This is a genomic window from Aestuariimicrobium sp. Y1814, from assembly GCF_050113895.1.
Taxonomy (GTDB): Bacteria; Actinomycetota; Actinomycetes; order Propionibacteriales; family Propionibacteriaceae; genus Aestuariimicrobium.
This window is the reverse complement of record NZ_JBNJRW010000017.1, coordinates 1-20,266: the sequence shown is the minus strand read 5'-3', so window position 1 is coordinate 20,266 and position 20,266 is coordinate 1. Positions and strand designations below refer to the sequence as shown.

General features: G+C 71.3%; 10 protein-coding genes. 6 read left to right on the top strand and 4 right to left on the bottom strand.

Translation table 11 applies throughout. The features are described from left to right. Positions 1-16 precede the first annotated feature (16 nt). Genes ACQE3C_RS14420 through nudC form a run of 3 tightly spaced genes read left to right on the top strand, consistent with a single transcriptional unit; the run spans position 17 to position 7,434 of the window. Positions 17-3,238, top strand: a complete 3,222-nt coding sequence (locus ACQE3C_RS14420; protein WP_434539832.1) for a PD-(D/E)XK nuclease family protein — start codon at positions 17-19, stop codon at positions 3,236-3,238. Continuing rightward, the gene (locus tag ACQE3C_RS14415) at positions 3,235-6,504 is read left to right on the top strand and encodes a UvrD-helicase domain-containing protein (RefSeq protein ID WP_434539831.1); all 3,270 of its coding nucleotides are present in this window, start codon (positions 3,235-3,237) and stop codon (positions 6,502-6,504) included. The genes ACQE3C_RS14420 and ACQE3C_RS14415 overlap by 4 nt, the downstream gene beginning before the upstream one ends. A 9-nt stretch (positions 6,505-6,513) precedes the next feature. Then, positions 6,514-7,434, top strand: coding sequence for an NAD(+) diphosphatase (gene nudC / locus ACQE3C_RS14410; protein WP_434539830.1), 921 nt, complete (start codon positions 6,514-6,516; stop codon positions 7,432-7,434). Here the strand turns inward: nudC and recD are convergent. Genes recD through ACQE3C_RS14395 form a run of 3 tightly spaced genes read right to left on the bottom strand, consistent with a single transcriptional unit; the run spans position 7,431 to position 15,783 of the window. Continuing rightward, positions 7,431-9,284 carry an exodeoxyribonuclease V subunit alpha gene (gene recD / locus ACQE3C_RS14405; RefSeq protein ID WP_434539829.1) on the bottom strand — a complete coding sequence of 618 codons (1,854 nt, stop codon included), beginning with the start codon at positions 9,282-9,284 and terminating at the stop codon, positions 7,431-7,433. The genes nudC and recD overlap by 4 nt on opposite strands. Continuing rightward, entirely contained in the window at positions 9,281-12,580 is a 3,300-nt protein-coding gene (locus ACQE3C_RS14400; RefSeq protein ID WP_434539828.1) for a UvrD-helicase domain-containing protein, read from the bottom strand. Before ACQE3C_RS14400 ends, recD begins: the two co-directional genes overlap by 4 nt. Continuing rightward, positions 12,580-15,783 (bottom strand): exodeoxyribonuclease V subunit gamma, encoded by a 3,204-nt coding sequence (locus tag ACQE3C_RS14395; RefSeq protein ID WP_434539827.1) that lies wholly within the window; start codon positions 15,781-15,783, stop codon positions 12,580-12,582. The genes ACQE3C_RS14400 and ACQE3C_RS14395 overlap by 1 nt, the downstream gene beginning before the upstream one ends. A gap of 170 nt (positions 15,784-15,953) precedes the next feature. On the opposite strand from ACQE3C_RS14395, the gene ACQE3C_RS14390 reads away from it, so the two are divergent. The 3 genes from ACQE3C_RS14390 to ACQE3C_RS14380 all read left to right on the top strand — a co-directional run bounded on the left by ACQE3C_RS14390 (position 15,954) and on the right by ACQE3C_RS14380 (position 18,791). Continuing rightward, entirely contained in the window at positions 15,954-18,029 is a 2,076-nt protein-coding gene (locus ACQE3C_RS14390) for an ATP-dependent DNA helicase UvrD2 (RefSeq protein WP_434539826.1), read from the top strand. A gap of 124 nt (positions 18,030-18,153) precedes the next feature. Then, positions 18,154-18,345, top strand: a complete 192-nt coding sequence (locus ACQE3C_RS14385; protein WP_434539825.1) for a hypothetical protein — start codon at positions 18,154-18,156, stop codon at positions 18,343-18,345. A gap of 101 nt (positions 18,346-18,446) precedes the next feature. Continuing rightward, a complete protein-coding gene (locus tag ACQE3C_RS14380; RefSeq protein ID WP_434539824.1) occupies positions 18,447-18,791 on the top strand; it encodes a WhiB family transcriptional regulator in 345 nt (114 codons plus the stop codon). A 10-nt stretch (positions 18,792-18,801) separates the two neighbouring features. On the opposite strand, the gene ACQE3C_RS14375 is transcribed toward ACQE3C_RS14380, so the two are convergent. Next, positions 18,802-20,019 (bottom strand): IS110 family transposase, encoded by a 1,218-nt coding sequence (locus ACQE3C_RS14375; protein WP_434539564.1) that lies wholly within the window; start codon positions 20,017-20,019, stop codon positions 18,802-18,804. Positions 20,020-20,266 lie beyond the last annotated feature (247 nt).

The window sequence follows — 20,266 nt, the reverse complement described above, 5'->3', positions numbered from 1 at the left end:
GTGATTGCATGGGCACGTGCAGATCCCCAGCCCCACCACCGCCGCCCCGCAGACCGCGGCCGCGACGCTGACCCCTGCCCAGTTGCAGGTGGTCGAGGCGGTCCGGGTCGGGGGTGGCCCGCTGCTGGTCGTCGGTGGCCCCGGCACCGGCAAGACCCACACCCTGGTGGAGTGTGCTGCGACCGCGTTGGCGTCGGGGCTGGGCGGCAGTGAGGTGCTGCTGTTGACCACCACCCGCCCCCTGGCCCAGAAGCTGCGCAATGATTTGATGCGGCGCATCGGCGGCGCGCAGGTGGCGCCGCGGGTGATGACGGCCCACGCCCTGGCCCACGCCATCGTCACCGACCACCCCACCCCGGGTGAACCCCTGTGGAACCTGCTGACCGCCCCCGAGCAGGAGTTCCGGCTGCGGGAACTGCTCAGCCGGCACGACACTGCCGGCTGGAGTGAGGACCTGCGCCGCGCCGCCGGGACGCGTGCCTTCGCCGCCGAGGTGCGTGCCGCGGTGGCCCGGGTACGCCAACTGGGGCTCGACCCCGAGGATGTCGCCGATCTGGGCCTCAGCGCGGGTCGTGGCGAGTGGGTCGCACTGGCCGGGTTCATGGGGGAGTACCTCGACGTGGTCGACGCCACCTTCGAGATGGACTACGCCGAGTTGGTCCACCGGGCCAGGCTGCGGCTGCTCGACCCGCAGTTGCTCGCCGAGGTGGTGCAGGCCACCCCGCTGATCCTGGTCGACGACCTGGTCGAGCTCGACCCGAGCCAGGTGCAGCTGCTGGCCGACCTGGTCGCGGGCGGGTCACGCCTGGTGGCCTTCGCCGACCCCAGCACCTCGGTCTACGGCTTCCGTGGCGCCGGTGGCCTGGCGCTGGGCCAGTTCGACGACATCTTCGGGGCTGCTGCCTCCACCAGCCGCATCGACCTCGGGGAGGACCAGTGGCGCGCCCGCAGGGTCAGCTCGGCCCTGGCCGCCCTGGCCACCCGGCTGCCCCGCAACGACCGGCAACTGGTCCCGGAGCCCTCAGCGCAGGCCCCCGAAGGGCAGGTGCACGTGCGGGTGCTGGACTCCCCGGGCGCCGAGATCGACCACATCGTCGAGCAGGTCCGCCGGGCGCACCTGGCCGGGGGCATCGCCTGGCACGACATGGCCGTCATCACCCGGTCCCACCGGGGTGGGCTGCTGCCGATCGCGCGCGCCCTGACCACCGCTGGTGTGCCGGTGCAGGTCGCGGCCGGGGACACCGCCCTGGGTGAGGCGCCGGCCGTGCGCCCGCTGCTGCTGGCGCTGCGGGCGGTGATCGGGTTGCGGGCACCCGGTGGTACCGCCGGCCCGTCGCCCGAGGAGGGCACCGAGCCCAGTGGTACCGCCCCACCGACCGCGACTTCACCCGAGGACGCGGTGGAACTGCTGCGCTCGCCGCTGGGTGGGCTCGACAGCCTGGAGGTGCGCCGCCTCGGCCGCCAGCTGCGTGCCCAGGACCCCGAGGCCGGGTTGTCGTCGGGCGAATGGTTCGCCCGCGCCCTGGACGACATCCTGCTGCTCAGCGACCTGCCCGGTGAACCGGCCCGCAAGGCGCTGGAGCTGGCGCAACGCCTCGAACGGGCCCGCCATGTGCTCGCCGAGGGCGGTGACGCCTCGGCGGTGCTGTGGGCGCTGTGGGAGTCCACGGCCTGGGCTGCCAGGGCCGAACGTGACGCCCTGGCCGGTGGGGACGCGGCACCGGCCGCCAACCGTGACCTGGACGCGGTGCGGGCCCTGTTCGACCTCGCGGCCCGGGACACCCAGCTGGTCGGCGTGCGGTCGGTGCGCCAGTTGCTGGACGAACTGGTCACCCACCAGATCGCCGCCGACACCGCCCGGGAGGCGGACCTGGCCCGCCGCGGCGTCGAACTGCTGACCGCCCACCGCGCCAAGGGGCGCCGCTGGCGTTATGTGGTGGTGGCCCAGCTGCAGGAGGGCACGTGGCCGGCGACGCGCCGCCGGGGCACCGTGCTGGACGTGGACCGCCTCACCCCCGGCGGCCTGGCCGAGGCCGAGCCCTACAGCCGCCTCATCGACGCCGAACGACGCTCGTTCCTGCTCGCCTGCAGCCGGGCCGCCGAACAACTGCTGGTGACTGCCGCGCAGGGCCACGAGGGGGAGGGGGACCAGGCCTCCCGGTTCCTGTCGGAGCTCGGCTGCGACGTGGAGGTCGTCCACGGACGCCCCACGCATCCGCTCACGATGCCGGCGATGGTCGCGAGGCTGCGTCGGGTGGTGGTGGACGCCGAGGCATCCCCGGGGCTGCGCCAGGCGGCGGCCACCAGGTTGGCCAGGCTGGCGCAGTCCCGCGACCGGCACGGGCGGCCGCTGGCCCGTGGGGCCGACCCCGAGACCTGGTGGGGCAGCCATGACCAGACCCGGCCCGGCGTGCCGACCGAACCCGCGGACGAGCCGCTGGTGTTGTCGGCGACCGATGTCGCGGGGTTGCAGGACTGCCCGAGGCGGTGGTTCCTGTCGCGTCGGGTCAACGCCGAGGCCGGTCGCGGGACTGCGGCCAGCCTGGGGTCGGTCATCCACGCGCTGGTCGGGCATGCTGCCACCGACAACCTGGACCGGGAACAGCTGCATGGCCACCTCGACCAGGTCTGGGAACAGATCCCCTTCGAAGCTGCCTGGTTGTCCGCTTCCGAACGGGCCACGGCCCAGGACTCACTCGACCGCTACCTCGCCTGGGTCGGGCCGCGGGGCAGCCGACTGCTGGGCACCGAGGTCAAGTTCCGAACCACCGTCGAGGTGGCCGGGGAACGGGTCGTCCTCAAGGGCAGCGTCGACCGCCTCGAACTCGACGACGAGGACCGGTTGCGGGTGGTCGACTTCAAGACCGGGCGCAGCAAGATGACGGCGGCCGAGGCGGCCACCGACGTCCAGCTGGGGTTCTACCAGTTGGCCGCCACGGCGGGCGCCTTCGAGGAGCTGGCTCCGGGGGTGACTGCCAGCGCCGGTGCCGAGCTGGTCTACCTGCGCCGGGGTGAGGATTTCCCCGAGGTGCTGCGACAGGACTCCCTCGACGAGGCGCCCCGGCCCCCGCAGGACGGCGAGGGTGAGTACCCCAGTTTCATCCATGCCGCCATCGGGCAGGCCGTCGAGACGATTCGTGCCGAACGGTTCGAGGCCCAGGCCTCGACGAAGTGCATGTTCTGCCAGTTCCGCACTTCGTGCCCCACCCTGGGCCAGGCTCCGCAGGTGGGCCGATGAGCGCGCCATGGCCCACCCGGCTGCCCAACCGGCGGATGGAGCGCCCTGAAGAGGTTTCGGAAGCGCTGGGCATCCCGTTCAGTGACGAGCAGCTGGCAGCGATCACCGCGCCGCTGGAGCCGACCGTGATCATCGCGGGGGCGGGGTCGGGCAAGACGACGGTCATGGCTGCCCGGGTGGTGTGGCTGGTGGGCACCGGCCAGGTCCGCCCCGACCAGGTGCTCGGGCTGACCTTCACCCGCAAGGCCGCCGGTGAGCTGGCGCACCGGGTGCGCCAGGCGCTGGTCACCGCCGGGGTGCTGCGGGAGGGGACCGACGACCAGGGCGAAGAGGTCATCATGACCTACGACGCGTTCGCCGGGCGGCTGGTGTCCGAGCACGGGCAGCGGATCGGCGTCGAAACCGACCCGCTGATGATCACCGGCGCGGCCCGGTTCCGGCTGGCCCAGCGGGTGGTGCGGGAGGCACCCGGTCCGCTGCGGGCGCTGTCGCGACTGCAGCCGGCCAGCCTGGTCCAGCGGGTCCTCTCCCTGGATGCGGCATTGTCGTCCCACCTGGTCAGCACCGACCAGGTGCGCGCCGACGCGGCCGTGGTCGCCTCGAAACTGCACCAGGCACCACCGAACCGGCGCGGTGATGTCTATGCCTCGGTGAAGGAGTCCGGGGCCGCGCTCGCCGAGCGGCTGGAACTGCTCGACCTGGTCGATGCCTACGCCGCGTTGAAGAAGCACCTCGGGTTGGTGGAGTTCGCCGACCAGATGGCGTTGGCCGCCAGGATCGTCGCCGAGGTGGACTCGGTGGCGGGACTGGTCCGCGAGCAGTTCCACGCCGTGCTGCTCGACGAGTACCAGGACACCAGCGCCGCGCAGGCCAAACTGCTGCAGGGCCTGTTCGCGGGTGACCCCGTGGGGCACCCGGTGACGGCGGTGGGTGACCCGTTTCAGGCCATCTACGGTTGGCGAGGGGCGGCGGCCAGCAACATCCTGCACTTCCACCACGACTTCCCGCGCAGCACGGACCCGCTCGAGCCCGCCACCCGCGTGCAGCTCAGCATCAACCGACGCAGCGGCCAACGCATCCTGGAGGTGGCCAACGCTCTGGCAGAGCCCCTGCGGGGCGACCCGATGCTGGCCCGGCACGACGCCACGGGTGCGGGGACACCGAAGCCACTGGTCGCGCCCGCCGACAGGCAGGGCGGTGAGGTGCGGGTGGCCGGCTTCGAGACCTGGCCCGAGGAGGCCGCCTGGGTGGCCGACCGGATCGTGGACCTGCACCAGCGGGGCCGGCTGGCGTCCTGGAAGGACTGCGCCGTCCTGCTGCGCCGCAACGCCGACATGGCCGGGGTCTTCGCCGCGCTCACCGAGCGCGGAGTGCCGACCGAGATCGTGGGCCTGGGTGGGTTGCTGGACCTGCCCGAGGTCTCCGCGGTCGTGGCGACGCTGCGACTGGTGGACGATGTCACTGCCAACCCTGCGGTGGTGCACCTGCTCAGCGGCCCCCGCTGGTGGATCGGTCCGCAGGATCTGGCCCTGCTGGGCCAACGGGCCCGGCAGTTGGCCGGCCAGGGCCGTGACCGACCCGCCCAGGGCAGCCAGACCGACCTGTTCAGTGACCTGGCCGCGGCGCTGGCCCAGACCGACACCGCCGATGTGCTGTCGCTGTTGGATGCCGTCGACGACCCCGGTGACCTGCCCTACTCGCAGGAGGCCCGCGAAAGGTTCGCCGCCTTCGGGGCTGAGTTGGCTGGCTTGCGCAGGCACAGCGACGAGCCCGTGCTCGACCAGGTGCGTCGCGTCGTCGCGGTGCTCGGCCTCGACGTGGAACTGGCCGTCGGCCTGACCGGCAGCGAGGGCCCCGAGCAGTTGGCGGCCTTCACCGATGCCGTGGCCGGCTACGTGGACGTTGACGCCGAGTCCAGCCTGTCGGGGTTGATCGACTGGCTCGATGCCGAACGCGAGTTCGGGGTCGCCCTCGAGCTCGCGACCCCGAGCGAACGGAACTCGGTGAAGCTGTTGACCGTGCACCGGGCCAAGGGCCTGGAATGGGACGTGGTCTTCCTGCCGGGGCTGGTCGACAAGGTCTTCCCGAGCGACCGGGTCACCGACAACTGGGTGCGGGTGGCCCACGCGCTGCCCGCCCACCTGCGCGGTGACGCCGACTCCATCCCGCAGCTGGGCAGCGTCGATGATGCCGGGATGAAGGCCTACAAGGAGCGGCTCAAGGAAGAAGCGCGGATGGCCGAGGACCGGCTCGGGTATGTCGCGGTCACCCGCGCCAGGGAACTGTTGGTGGCCACCACCCACACCTGGCGCCCGGAGACCAAGGGGGCCCGCGAACGATCGCCCTACTTCGACGCCGTGGCCGAAGAGGCAATCGAGCAGGACCACCTGGATGCAGTGGCGCCGGCCGTCGCCGCGGCCAACCCGCTCCACGGGCCCCAGGTCGGCCTGCCGTGGCCGACGCCCGAGCCCGCTGAAGCTCGCGAGCGCCTCCGGGAAGGATCCGACCTGGTCCGCCGAGCCGGTGAGGCGCACGCCGCCTCGGGGCACTGGGACGACCCCGACCACCTGAGGCTGGACGAGTTGTCCGAGATCGCCGAATGGGACACCAGCCTCGAGCTGCTGGCCAGGGAGGCCGCCGGCGCGACCACCGCGTTGCCGCCACCGGAGTCCCTGTCGGCCAGCATGCTGGTCAGGGCGGGGCAGGACCCGACCGCCTTCGCCCGGCAACTGGTGCGACCCATGCCGCACCCCGCCTCTCGGGCGGCGGCGCTGGGTACCCGGTTCCACGCCTGGGTGCAACGCCACTACGGACTGGCCCAGCTGGCCGACCCGCTGGTCGAGGACGACGACCTCGTCATTGAGTCCGATGCCCAACTCGTGGCGCTGCAGGAGTCGTTCCTGTCGCTGCCCTGGGCCCAGCGCACCCCGCTGGAGGTGGAGGTCCCCTTCGCGCTGGTGCTCGCCGGGCAGGTGGTGCGCGGCCAGATCGATGCGGTCTTCGAGGCGGACGACGGTGTCCACGACTACCTGCTGGTGGACTGGAAGACCTCTGAACGTGACGCCGACGACCTGCAGTTGGCGATCTACCGGCACAGCTGGGCGCTGGCCAGGGGGGTGGACCCGGCAGTGGTCGACGCTGTCTTCGTCCATGTCTCCTCGGGCCGGGTGCAACGCCCCCGCCGGCTTGCCGACCGCGCCGAGTTGGAGCAGCACCTTGCCGCCGGGATGCAGGCGTTGGACCGGCTGCGCTCGTCGCCCCGGTAGCCTCGCTGTGTGAACCGCCCCGAAGACCTGCACAGCCCGCTGCGACGAGCCGGGGAGGACCGGGTGGACCCGGAACTCCTGGTCAGCCGCTTCCGCGACCAGTCCGCCCGGGTGGTGGTGATGGACCGCTCGACCGCCCACCGCCTTGAGTCGGCCGCCGGGAAGTACGACCCGGCCCGGCACATCTACCTGGGCCACTCCGGGGCCGCGGATGCGCTGGCCGGTGACCCCGGGCCGCATGAGTGGTTCGCCGTCCGCGACACCGTGGTGGGGCCGGGCCTGCGGGAGACACCGGTCGCCACCGAGCCCCTGCTGCGTGACCTGCTGACCACCACCGCGGCCATCCTCGCCTGGCATGACACCACCCCGCACTGCGAGGCGTGCCTGGGCGCCTCACAGCCAGCCCGTGGTGGCTTCATCCGGGTCTGCCTCGACTGCGGCGCGTGGTTGTTCCCCCGCCACGACCCGGCGATCATCATCGCCATCCTCGACCCGCAGGACCGGCTGCTGCTGGCCCACCAGGCCAGTTGGGCGCCCAACCGGGTCTCGATCATCGCCGGGTTCGTCGAGGCCGGTGAGTCGCTGGAGCAGGCCGCCGGCCGGGAGGTCGGCGAGGAGGTCGGCCTGCACCTGGGTTCAGCCCACTACGTCACCAGCCAGGCCTGGCCGTTCCCACGCTCACTGATGCTGGGCATGGTGGGCACCGCGGCCGGTGAACCGGTGCCCGACGGGGTCGAGATCCAATGGGCACGCTGGTTCAGCCGTGAGGAGTTCACCGCGGCCGTGGACAGCGGGGAGGTCATCGCGCCGTCGGGCCGGTCGGTGGCCAGCAGACTGATCAAGGCCTGGCTCGACGGGACGCTGCCCCGCCACGCCGACCTGGAGCCCCCCTCCGCCGAACCCTCGTCCGAGGAGCCCTCGTCCGACTAGTGCTTGCGCCAGCGTGAGGCCAGCCCCGAGGCCCGGCGGGCCTCGGTCTGGATCGCGGCCCGCAACTGCTCGGGGGTACCGATGATGGTGGCCCGCTCCCGTGCCCGGGTGACCGCGGTGTAGACCAGGTCGCGAGTCAGCAGCGGGGAGCCCAGCGGCGGCAGCACGACGGTGGTGTGGTCGAACTGGCTGCCCTGGGCCTTGTGCACGGTCATCGCGAACAGGTCCTCCACCCCCCGCAGCAACGCCGGCCCCAGCAGGCGGTGCTGCTGCTGGTCGCCGAGTGCCACCTGCAGGCGTCCGGCCTGGCGCACCACTACCCCGGTGTCACCGTTGGACAGGTCGAGCGTCGCATCATTGGTGGTCAGCAGCAGCGGACGACCGGGGTAGGTCTGCGCGCCGACCCCGAACCCGGGCCGGACCCGCCGGATCACGTCGAGGGTGTGGTGGGTCCACGCCGACACCCCGAACAGGCCCCGCCGGTGCCCGCACAGCACCCGGTGCTGGTCGAGCAGCCGCAGCGCCTCGGCAGCATCACCCTCCTCGGCCGCCTCGACCAGCCCGAGCCACTGCTGTTCGATCGCGGTGGCCAGCTCGGGGAAGTCACGCCACGACGTGGTGCGGCCCACCTCGACATCGAGCAGTTCCACCGAATCCCCGCCCCGCTCGAGGGTGGCCACCGCGGCGTCGCCGTCACGCTCCCGGATCGCCTGGGCCAGCTCGTGGATCGTCCCCCGGTTGCGGTAGCTGGTCTGCAGCACGGTGACCGCCGACTCGCTGCGTCCCTGGCCGAGGCTGATGCCCGAGGCGGTGATGTCGGCCAGCACGGAGCCGGCGCTGACGGACTTCAGCTGCTGCGGGTCACCCACCAGCAGCAACCGGGTCGTCGGTCCCACTGCCGAGAGCAGGACGGCGAACATCTTGAGGTCGACCATGCTGACCTCGTCGACCACCACCAGGTCGTAGGGCACCGGGTTGGTGGGCCCGTGCCGGAAATCACCGGTCAGGCCCCTGGCGTCGAGCAGTCGGTGCAGGGTCAGCCCACTGCCGAACGCCGGCATCAGGGCCCCGGCATCGCGCAACGGCTGCACCTGGGCACTGACAGCCTGGTGCAACCGGCTGGCCGCTTTGCCGCTGGGAGCAGCCAGCGCCACCCGGATCGGGGTGGCCGACTGTTCCTGGACCGCTGCCAGCACCCGCGCCACGGTTGTCGTCTTGCCCGTGCCGGGGCCGCCGGCGAGCACGGTCGTCCAGGCCGTGACCGCGGCTTCCACCGCCTGCTGCTGGAGCGCGTCCACAATGCCGCCGGGGACCTCCCGGGCGAGGCTGCGTGCCAACAGGTCCGGGTCAACCACCGGCGGGGACAGCTGCTGGCGCTGCTGCAGCAGGTCGGCAACCGACTCTTCGTAGGCGAAGTAGCGTTCGAGGTAGACCAGCGAGTCGACCAGTCGCAGCGGCACCGAGTTCGGTTCGCTGCCGACGTCACCCACCACGGGCTGCCCGGCCAGGTGCCGGCTCCACTGGTCCACCTCGGGCCAGTCGAGGTGGGCCACCAGTTCTTCGCGGGCGGTGCGCAGTTCATCACCGGTGAGGTCGCGGGACTGCAGCACGTTATCGACGAAGCGGTCGGCCACCGTGCCCAGGTCGAGACAGGTCGAGCCGGCTCGTGCGCCGGCGAAGCACAGTGCCGCCGTCAGCTTGACCAGTTCGTCGGTGCAGCTGAACATGCGCAGCAGCGTGCTGGCGAGCTGGACGTCGCCGGCGGTGACCAGGCCCTGCAGGTGTGCCCGGGCCAGCGGGGTGTCCTGGCCACGGGCGAGGACCGATACGTGGGCGGTGTCCAGGCTCATCGCCGTCCCCCCAGGATCTCGTCGGCGGCCAGGACGAACCGGGCCGGTGGTCGCCAGGTGAACACGCCCGCGGGCATTCCCCCGAGGACGGGGGTCTGCGGCCCGGCCATGCCGCGCACGAACAGGTACCCCACCCCACCCAGGTGCTGGTCGGGCAGATAGCCCGGCAGGCGCCAGCCGAGCATCCGGTGCAGCGCGACCGAGTACAGCAGGGCCTGCAGGGGGTAGTGGGCCGCCATCATGGCATTGGCCATGGCCGCGGCGTGGTAGTGCTGCACCGTCAACTCCTCCTCGGGCAGCAGGGGCATGGTGTTCGTCTTGTAGTCGACCACGATGAAGCGCTGCCCGGCGCCGGAACCCACTCGCAGCACCGCATCGATGGACCCGGTGAGGAAGCCGTTGAGGGTCTGCTCGGCGGCCGGGCTGGAGGCCAGTGCCCGGCCGTAGTCGGCCAGCGGGTCGTCGGACGCAAGGAGGCTGCGGTCGCTGAACAGGGCGGCCAGGTCGGCGACCGCCCCCACGCCGCCGGGCCCGCCCATGGTGAGCTCGAAGTCGAGTTCGGCCAACCGGTCCTCGGCCCGGACGTCGGCCAGGGTGGCGCCGGTCAGCTCACCCAGGGGGGAGTGGAAGACCTTCACCAGTGCGTCGACCAACTGGTCGGGGTCGACCTCGGGCCCGGAGGCCGCCAGGTAGGGGGCACTCGCGGCGCGGATTGTTGCGGCCAGGTCGTCGGTGTGCGGGTCGACGTGTTCCAGGATGGCGTGGACCAGGTTGCCGAACTCCGCACCACCCGGGATGCCTGCCATGGGCGAGACCAGCAGCGCCCCGGTCGTCGTGGTGGGCTCGGCGACCTCGGCCAGGTCCGGTTCGTCCAACCCACCCGCGCTGGGGGAGGCGGCCTGCGCGGGGCCCAGCTCATGCAGGGCCGCGGTCAACCCCGAATAGGACGTCCGCCGCCAACTGTGGTCGATGCTGCGCGACCACGTACGGGGGGCACCCAGCGGTGCCTCCTGCACCGGGACGAGGACGGCGGCCTTCGCCGGCCCTTCCTTCGGCACCCGGTGCACATGGATGGGGTCGAACCGGGGTTCGGCCAGGTGCTTGACCATCGCGTCGACCTGGCCACGGGGCGGCAATGAATCGACCTTCGGGGGCGCCTGGAACGGGGCCGGGTTGACCAGCAGCCGGTGCAGTGCCGAGGTGTGCACGTCGCGGGAGGCACCCCACCACACGCGCAGGGTCACCTGGGCCCGGGTCATGGCCACGTAGGCCAGCCGCAGTTCCTCCTGGAACTCCTCCTCATCGTCGCCGGCGCTGGCCGAGGGGGAGACATCCAGCAGGGCGCGGCCGGTGTCGTCGTGGCGGAACCTGGGTTGGTCGCGCTCGATCGGCGGGCGGGTGGGATCGAACAGGTCCGGCAGCAGGACCACCGGGAACCCCAACCCCTTCGCCTTGTGCATCGTCATCACCTGGACGGCATCGATGTCGGCACCCACCCGGGCATCGACATCAGGGGCGTCGGGGCGCTGCAGGTCCACGAGCCAGCGTCGCACCGCTTCGGGACTGGCCCGATGCCTCAGGGCGTGGTCGTGGCCCAGTTCGGCGACCTGCAGCAGCTCGGACAACAGCTGGGCGCCGCGGGTCTGCTGCAGCAGGCGTTCGTGGACGGAAAAGGCCGAGTACAGGGCATCGCTCATCACGGCGAACCCCTTGTCGAGCCACAGTTGCGACAGTTCGCGGGCCGTGCGGGCCAGGTCGTCGATCGCGTGGTCGTCGGCGGCCACCAGCCCCGGCAGGTCCCACCCGACCAGGGGGGTCAGGGCTGCCTTGCGCAAGGCCTGGTCATTCATCGTCAACAGCAGGTCCAGCACGTCTGCCCAGGCCCTACCGGCCTCGCCCTTGAACAATGAGCCCGAGCCGGCCTGCACCGCAGGGATGCCCGCCTCGACGAGCTTCCTGGTCACCAGTTCAGCGCGCCACCCGGCGCGGACCAGCACCGCGACGTCGCGGCGGCGCAGTCGCCGGGGGTGGCTGCGGGGCAGGACGACGTCGGGTGGGTTGTCGAACAGTTCGCGGGTCTGTTCCACCAGGTCGTCCACGGCCTGGTGGAACAGGTACTTGCCCAGGTTCGCGTTGGTGCCCACCAGCCGGATCTCGACCGGGTGGTGCCACTGGCCGGGTGCCCCCACCAGCCCGCCCTGCGGGTCGGCGTTCCCCGTGGGCGTGTGGATGTCTGGGCCGAGCTGGGCGTTGTTGACCACGGCATCGATGCCGGCCAGCACCTGCTGGCTGCTGCGGTAGTTCTTCTTCAGGCTGTAGCGGTCGTGGTCGCCGGCGGCGTTCAGGTAGGCCTGCACGTCGGCGCCGCGGAAGCGGTAGATCGACTGCTTGGGGTCGCCGATGAGCACCAGCAGGGCTGAACCGTGGAAGGCATCGTGGACCAGTTGCCACTGCTGCTCGTCGGTGTCCTGGAACTCGTCGACCATCACCAGTCGGTATCGCGACGCCAGGATTGAACGGGCGCTGTCGGGGTTGCCATTGGGGCGCCCGGTCGCCAGGGCCTCGGCGAGGCGGTGGGTCATGTCGTTGAAACCGTAGACCTGTCGGGTGCGCTTGCGCCGCTCGAACTCCTGGCGGGCCGCCCGGGCGATGTCGCTGCGGACGGACCCCTGCTGCTCGTGCAGGTCGACGCGTTCACGTTCCAGGACCTGCTTGACCAACCTGCCCATGGCGGCACGGGTGCCGACCTGCGGGCGGTCGAGCACCTGGTCGCGCAGGAACAGGTCGTCGGCGATCTCGGCCATCAGGGCATCCATGGACTCGACCTGGGTATCGGTGGTGTCGTGGTCGACGTGGATGCCGAGGCCGACCAGCATCGTGTGGCAGAAACTGTGGGTGGTGGTGATGGTGGCCTGGTCGAACTGGGCCGCGGCCCGGACCAGGTTGGCGAGGAACCCGGCCCGGTCGCGACCGGCCGAGGCTTCCAGCTCCGGGCGCAGTTCCTCGTCCGCGCGCAGCGCCGCGATGGCGTGGGTGAGCTCCCCGTGCACGCGGGTGCGCAACTCTGCGGCCGCCTTGATGGTGTAGGTGACCAGCATGACCTGGTCGATGCTGCAGAACCCTTCACCGAGTGCGCGCACGGTCAGCAGGGCGATCGCGCTCGTCTTGCCGGTCCCTGCGCTGGCCTCCACGACCAGGGTGGAGACCCGCAGGTCCAGCCGGGCGATATCGAGTTGCTGGCGCTGCTGGTCGGCATGGAAGGCCGCACCGGCAGGGTTGAGCGGGATGATGCTCATCACAGGACCTCCATGTGCACCGAGCCGAACAGTCGTTCACCCATCGACTCGACCGAGACCCTCGAGCAGCCGCCGTCATAGGAGGCCGAACAAGTCGTCTGGATCCCGAAGGAGTTCCACCACTTGGGGGCGAAGGGTTCCCACGACTCGTCGAACTCCTCCTCCCAGGCGTTCTTGCCGGCGAAGTCGTCGGTGGGCCGTTGGCGGATGTTCCACAGCGTTTTCGGTGGGGCACCCAGCGGGTGGGTCATGCCGTGGACGTGGAGGGCCACGTACTCCGCCAGGGTCGCTGCCGCCTGGCCGGGCGGTCGGGTCAGGGTCAGTTCGTAGGTCTGGCTGGGGGTTTCGATGACCGCGCGAGGGCGACGCCCCGTCATGACCGACAGTGCCAGGGCGTTCAACCATGCCTCGATGACGTGGTGGCCCTTGACCCGGGAGGTCTGCACCACCAGGTGGGCATCTCCGCGGGTCAGCACCGAACCGACCAGGTTGATCACACCCCGGGGGTGGTCAACACTCACCGACACCGCCACATGGCGATGTGGCATCGGGTCGTCGGCCAGTCTGCTGGCGAGCTGTGCGGCGGTGCCGGCCGCCCGCTGCACTGTGGCCCGCCCCGCAGGTGTCGGGGGGATCCGCGGGTTGGTGTACTGGTGCTCCTCCAGGGGTTCCAGCGGTTCACCCAGTCGCAGTCGTTCCAGGATGGTTTCCCGGACGTCCCACACGGCCAGGCCGTCAGCCTCGAGGGTGATGGCGGTGGGCTGGTCGTCCGCCCAGGTGCCCAGTGACAACCTGGCGCGCTCGCGCAGGAAGTGGCGCGCCGGGTGCTTGAAGAAAGCGATCAGGTCGACCAGGCGAAGCACCAGCGGGTGCGGTGCAGGGGGGAAGTCATGCAGCAGCAGTTCCTCCGCACCGGATTGCTCCGGGTGGAGTCGATCGAGGCCGTCGAGGTGCCGCACAGCCCGGTGGGCGCGCCGGTCGAAGCTGAACGGGCCCGGTTCGGGCGCAGCCTCCACGCCGTCGGGGGCCTGGGCCAGGAAGTTGCCCCGCGCATACGACTGGGCGGGCAGCAACCCCCGGCCCCCGTCCGCGACCGGGGCAGGCAGGGCCACCCCGGCGGCATCGGCGGCGGCCAGCAGTTCGGTGATCGCCACCGGCTGGTCGCGCGTGTCGAGGCTGGTGGGGTCCTGGGCCAGGTAGACCACGACCAGTCGTTGGGTCGCCGACATCACCGCGTTGAGCAGGTGCTGCTGGTCGAGCTCACGAGCACTCGGCACCCCCGGGGCCGGCCGGCCGGTCAGGATGTCATCACCCAGGCCACGGTCCTTGCCGGGGAAGGAACTGTCGTCCAGGCCGAGCAGGACGACCACGCGGTGGGGGATCGCGGTGAGGTCGGCCAGGCCGGTGACCACCAGCGCACCGGTGCCGAAGGCGGGCCGGCGGCGCTGGTCACGCGACAGCTCAGCGATCACCTGGCGCACATCTGCGCGACCCAGCAGGGTGTCATCGGCGTTCGGTCCGGCCCACCGTGACAAGGCTGCCCGTGCCGTGGCAACCTGCCAGCCCTCGGACCGGGGCATGGCCACCACGTCGCTGATCAGGGCCTGCAGGCGGTCATTCCAGACCGATGCACTGGCCGGCTGGCACTCGTGGAAGAACTTGCGCAGGCGGGACACGAACTCGGCCAACTGCCCGGCGAGGGTGCTCTGTTGGGAGTCGACGTACCCTGCCGGGGCCGTGTGGGCGACCTGCACGAGCGGTGAGTCGGCCAGGGCGGCGCCGAGCGCCAGTGACTCCAACCCGGCGAGCCAGGTGCCGCGGTCGTAGCCGATGCCGTACTCGGCACGGTGGCTGCGGTCCAGGCCCCAGCGGATGTCGGCCTTGGACAGCAACTGCTTCAGCTGCTGGCCGCCCTCCTCGGCGAAGCCCCAGCGGGTGGCCACCGGCGTCGACATGCACAGGTCGAACAGGTCCTGCCAGGTGGCCCGCGACGAGCGCAGGGCGAGCACCCGGTCGAGCAGGCCCAGCACCTCATTCGGCTGGCGTGCCCGGTCGTGGCTCACCTGGACCCGTAGTTCGTAGCCGGGGTGCGCATCGGGGGTGGTGACATCGGCCACCAGCAGGGCATCGAGCACTGAGGAGTACGCGTCCAGGTTGGGGCACAGCACCGCCACGTCACGCGGTTCCAGGGTGGGGTCGTCCTCGAAGAGACCGCAGAGGTGGTCACGCAGCACCTCGACCTGTCGGTTGGGCCCGTGCGATGGCAGGAAGGTGATGGTGCCGTCAGGGGCCGGGGAGGACACCGGTGCCGCACCGCCCACGGCACGCTGCACGGCGGCCAGGTTCGACGACTCGCAACGCCCACCACCGGCGGCAGGCACCTCAGTGATGTGGCCCGCGTGGGCCTGCCAGGCCTGCCCGGCGAGTTCGTGCACCCGGGCCAGCCGCTGCAGGACGGCCCCCGGCTCACTGGTGGAGTGGTCGAGTTGCCAGACCCGCACCGTGACCAGCCGGGCCAGCCCGGCCAGGAGCTCGACGTCCTGGGAGTGCAGGGCATCGACAACCAGGACGTGGATGCGCTCGGGCAGGCCCGGGTCGGCCCCGGCGGCGAGCCTGCGCAGCAGTTCCCGGTGCTGCTCGAGCGGGTGGGCGTGGCCGGCCAGGTCGACGAGCAGCCCCCACAGCTGCGCCTGCCACTGGTACCCCTGTTCCAAGGGTTCCCCCGTGGGGTCGCTGCCCCGGCCCTGGCCCCAGGCATCGATCATCGCGGGCGCGTCCCGACAGTAGCGACGTGCCAGGCGGGCCACTCGACGACCCGTGGCCAGGCGTCGTCCGGGCCGCTGCTCGTCGGAGCGCAGGTGGTCGACCAGCGGGGCCGCCCAGTCCTGGTCGGCGGCCTGGTCGAAGGCCTGCAGCGCCACCCGGGTGAGCAACTGCGGGGCCCAGGGGTCATCATCCGGGTGGGGGAGCACGCCGCCGGCCAGGCTGGTCTGCACCCGTCGCCGCAGGGCAGCCACGGTCAGGAAGTCCACCCCCGCGCACACCCCGTGCCCGCTGCCGGCGGCCACCGTCTGGGAGACGTAGCGCTGGTGGGCGGGCCCCGGGGTGACCACCAACTGCATCGCGAACGGGTCGCCGGTGGCACCGGCGAGCTCTGCTGCCAGCCCGGCGACCAGGTCGTCCAACCGTGCCCCAGTCGTCACCTGCAGCCCCTCGACGACGTCCAATGCAGTCCCTCCAGCGTGGTGTGGCCAGGCGCCGGAGAGGTGACTCCGACGTTCCCCACACCATAGAGGCCCCCACAGACACAACCTGCAGTGGCTGCCGGACGGCACGCGGCGAGCCACCGGGCCGGGGGCCTACAGTGAAGGGCGTGCCCGCAGCAGACCCCACCCACCCCGACATCCTCGGGTCCCTGGACCCGGACCAGCGCCAGGTCGCCGAGACGGTGCCGGGACCGCTGGTCGTCATCGCCGGCGCCGGCACCGGCAAGACCCGGGCGGTGACCCATCGCATCGCCCACGCGGCCCGCATCGGTGCCGCCGACCCGCACCGCACCCTGGCGGTGACCTTCACCACCCGGGCCGCCGGCGAGATGCGCGGCCGGCTGGCCGAACTCGGGGTCAACGGGGTGCAGGCACGCACCTTCCACTCCGCTGCCCTGCGCCAGTTGCAGCACTTCTGGCCACGGACCTACGGCAGTGAACTGCCGCCGGTCAGCAAGTCCCAGTTCGGGCTGGTCGCCGAAGCCGCCGCGCGCAACCGGCTGCCCCACGAGACGACCACCATCCGTGACCTGGCGGCCGAGGTCAGCTGGTCGAAGGTGACCAACGTCACCCCGGGCAGCTACCCGGCGCTGGCCAGGGCCGCCCAGCGCGAGGTCAACGGCATCGACCCCACGGTGGTGGCCAAAGTGATCACCGACTACGAGGCGATCAAGCAGGAACGGGGGGTCATCGACTTCGAGGACATCTTGTTGTGCACCGTCGCCATGCTGCACGAGTACCCCGAGGTGGCCGCCGAGGTGCGCGAGCGCTACCAGCACTTCACCGTCGACGAGTACCAGGACGTCAGCCCGCTGCAGCAGTCGGTGCTGATGTCGTGGCTGGGGCAGCGCGACGACCTGTGCGTGGTCGGTGACCCCGCCCAGTCGATCCACTCCTATGCCGGAGCCCGGCCCGGGTTCCTGACCAACTTCACCCGACAGTTCCCCGGCGCGACGGTGGTGCGGTTGGACCGTGACTACCGCTCCACCCCGCAGGTGGTGGGCCTGGCCAACGACGTGCTGAACCCACCCCACTTCACCAACGAATCGCCGAAGCTGGTGCTGCGGGCCCAACGCCCCGACGGGCCGGAACCGGTCTTCGAGGGCCACACCACCGATGCCGAGGAGGCCCGGGCTGTCGCCGAGTGGCTCACCGGGCTGCACCACCACGGCATCGAGTGGCGCGAGATGGCCGTGCTGTTCCGCATCAATGCCCAGGCCCCCGCCCTGGAAGCGGCGCTGAGCGAGGCCGAGGTGCCCTACGTGGTGCGCGGTTCGGAGCGCTTCTACGAGCGGCCCGAGATCCGCACCGCGCTGCGGCAACTGAGCGGACACGCCAACAACACCCCCCACGACCCCGGGCTGGCCGCGCTCAAGGCAATCCTGGCCGGCACCGGGTGGTCTCCCGATGCCCCGGCCGGCGCCGGGGCGGCCAGGGAGAAGTGGGAATCGCTGTCGGCGCTGGTCGACCTGGCCGAGGACATCGCCCAGGACGACCCCACCATCGACCTCGGCGGCGTGGTGGCCGAACTCCAGGCCCGGGCCGCCCGCCAGGAGGCGCCGGTCGGGCAGGGGGTCACCCTGGCCACACTGCACGCGTCCAAGGGCCTCGAATGGGACGCGGTCGCGCTGGCCGGCATCGCGGAGGGCTCGGTCCCGTTCGTGCTGTCGACCAGCCCCGCAGCGGTCGCCGAGGAACGCCGGCTGCTCTACGTCGGCATCACCCGCGCCCGCGAACACCTGCGCATCAGCTGGTCGCGCAGCGGTGGCCCGGGGCGGGCCGGACGACGGATGTCCCGCTTCCTGGTGGGCCTCACTCCCGGCACCCTGGCCGAGCCGAAGCCCACTGCGGGCCGACGTCGACGGGAACGCAGCGCCCTGTCGCAGAAGTGCCGGGTGTGCCAGGAATCCCTGACCACCGCCGCCGACCGCAAGCTCGGCCGGCACACCACCTGCGAGTCCACCTACGACGAAGCGCTGCTGGCCGAACTCAAGTCGTGGCGCAAGCAGGCCGCCGACGGGTCCCCGGCCTATGTGGTGTTCACCGACGCCACCCTGGTCGCGCTCGCCGAGGCGATGCCCAGCACCGAACCGGAACTGCTGGCAGTCGCCGGGGTGGGCCCGGCCAAGGTGGAACGCTACGGCCGCGACGTGCTGGCGATCCTCGACGAGCACCGCGACTGAGCGCCGGAAAAAGAATCCAGAAAATCAGTTGCGGCCCCCACGGGGGGCGGATGTACTGTGGAACACGTCCGTGAACGACCCCTGGGTGGCAGCCCCCGGGTCCCGATGAAAGGAGGTGGTAGCGATGATCAGCTCGATGAAGACCCGCGCAGCGTGGCTGGCTGATGCCTGCGTCGTGCCCACCCCGATCGGCGGCACCGCGCACCTCCTGCGAGCCCGTGAGGACAACTCCGCCGTGTCGGAGTTCGGCTCCGCGTTGCGCACCCCCCAGCAGGACAACTCCACGGATTCACCCTTCGAGGGGCCCAGCACATGAGCTGAGGCCACACCTCGAGCCGTGAATCCTCCCCGGGATCCACGGCTCTTCTGTTTCCCGGACCAGATCCCCCACATCTCTTCCAGGAACCAGGAGACACCATGCACTCCGACCAGCTCGACATCTACGCGGGCACCATGGCCGCCGAGCTGCCCTGCCTCGACCACGACCCCGAGTTGTTCTTCGCAGCCGATCCCTCTGACGTCGAGGCCGCCAAGCTCGTCTGCCAGACCTGCCCGCTGATCCAGGAATGCCTCGACGGGGCGCTGCGGCGCCAGGAACCCCACGGTGTGTGGGGCGGCCAGCTCTTCGTCGACGGTGTGATTGTGGCTCGCAAGCGCCCCCGCGGTCGCCCCCGCAAGAACCCGCTCCCGGACCCGGTCCCGACGCCCCTGCCGACCCCCACGCGGGTCGACAACCCGGACGACGACCGGGAAGCCGCCTGAGAGCCCTATGTCAAGCAGCCTCCGTCAGGAGGCTGTTGAGTCGGCCGTGTAGGTCGGGGTTGTAGGGCGTGTGGTCGTGCCAGCAGCGCCACAGGATCCTGGTCCAGTTTTGGGCCAGGATTCTTGCTGCGTGGGGGTGTCGGCAGCCGCGGGCTCGGGCGCGGTCGTAGGTGTCGCGTGCCCAGGCGTTCGCGCGGGGCGTGTCTTGGGCCCAGTCGACCAGTGCTGCCCGGAGTTGTTTGTTGCAGCCGCGTCGGTAGGCGACGTTGAGGTGCTTGCCGGACTGCCTGGTCGATGGTGCGACGCCGGCGGCTGCGGCGAGTGCTGGGGGGTCGGGGAACCTGGCCCGGCAGTCGCCGATCTCGGCCAGCAGGGTGGCTGCGCGGACGGTCCCGGCGCGGGGCAGGGACTGGAAGATCGGGCCGTCGGGGTGAGCCAGGAGTGCTTCCTTGATCCGGGCCTCGAGCCGGGCTTGTTCATCACGCAGGGTGGCGAGCAGATCAACGAGGGTCAGCACGATGACCTCGCTGGCTTCGGCTGCCGCGCCGCTGACGCGGCCGGTCGCAGCTTCGTGCAGGTGGTCGACCAGCCGGGTCGGGGTGTGGCGGCCGCAGTATGCGTTGGCCTTGAGCCAGTGCGCCATCCGCAGCTCGCTGAGCCAGGCTGCTTTGGCTTCGCTGGGGAATCGGCGCAGGAACGCCAGGCTGATGGGGATGTCGAGCTGGCTGAACAGGCCGATCGCGCCGGGGAAGTTGTGCTGCAGCACTGCGAGCAGTTGGTTGTGCACGGCGATCCGGTGATCGATCAGATCGTGGCGGGCGCGCACCAGCATCCGCAGCGCGATCGTCTGTTCGCTGTCTGGTTGCACGATCGCCCAGCGACCGGCGTCGGTGCGCAACGCGTCGGCCAGCACGAACGCGTCGAACCGGTCGTCCTTGTTCCCCGCGGAGCCGTAGCGGGCACGCAGTGACTTCACCTGCCGTGCACTGATCACGACGACTTCGAACCCGTCGCGGATCAGGTGCTCGACCACCGGTCCGTCGCCGCGCTCGATCCCGATCCGTTCCACGCCATGGCGACGCAGCAGGGTGGTGATCTTGGTCAACCCGGGCCGTGTGTGCGGCACGGTTGCTTCCTCGATGCGCTGTCCGTCGTCGTCGACGATGCACAGCGCGTGGTGCTGCCAGGACCAGTCGATCCCGGCGTAGGTGGGCGTAGCCTCAATCATGAGAGTGCTCCTTCCGTCAGCCCACGGATTCAGCACTCCGGTCCGGGACGTGACGGTCGGTCGCTCACTGAGGCGCTCCGGGACCTTGCCGGGTCCTTGGCGCATAGCCCTATGGCCGATCTGCGCGTCCCGGGCCACCGAGCCCTGCAACTCTCAGCCAGGTCGTCCCCGAAGGGCGACTCGCTCAGCCTGGCAGTGGCCCGATGGACCCGGGGTGCAGACAAGACGATTCGCCTCGTCCACCCCA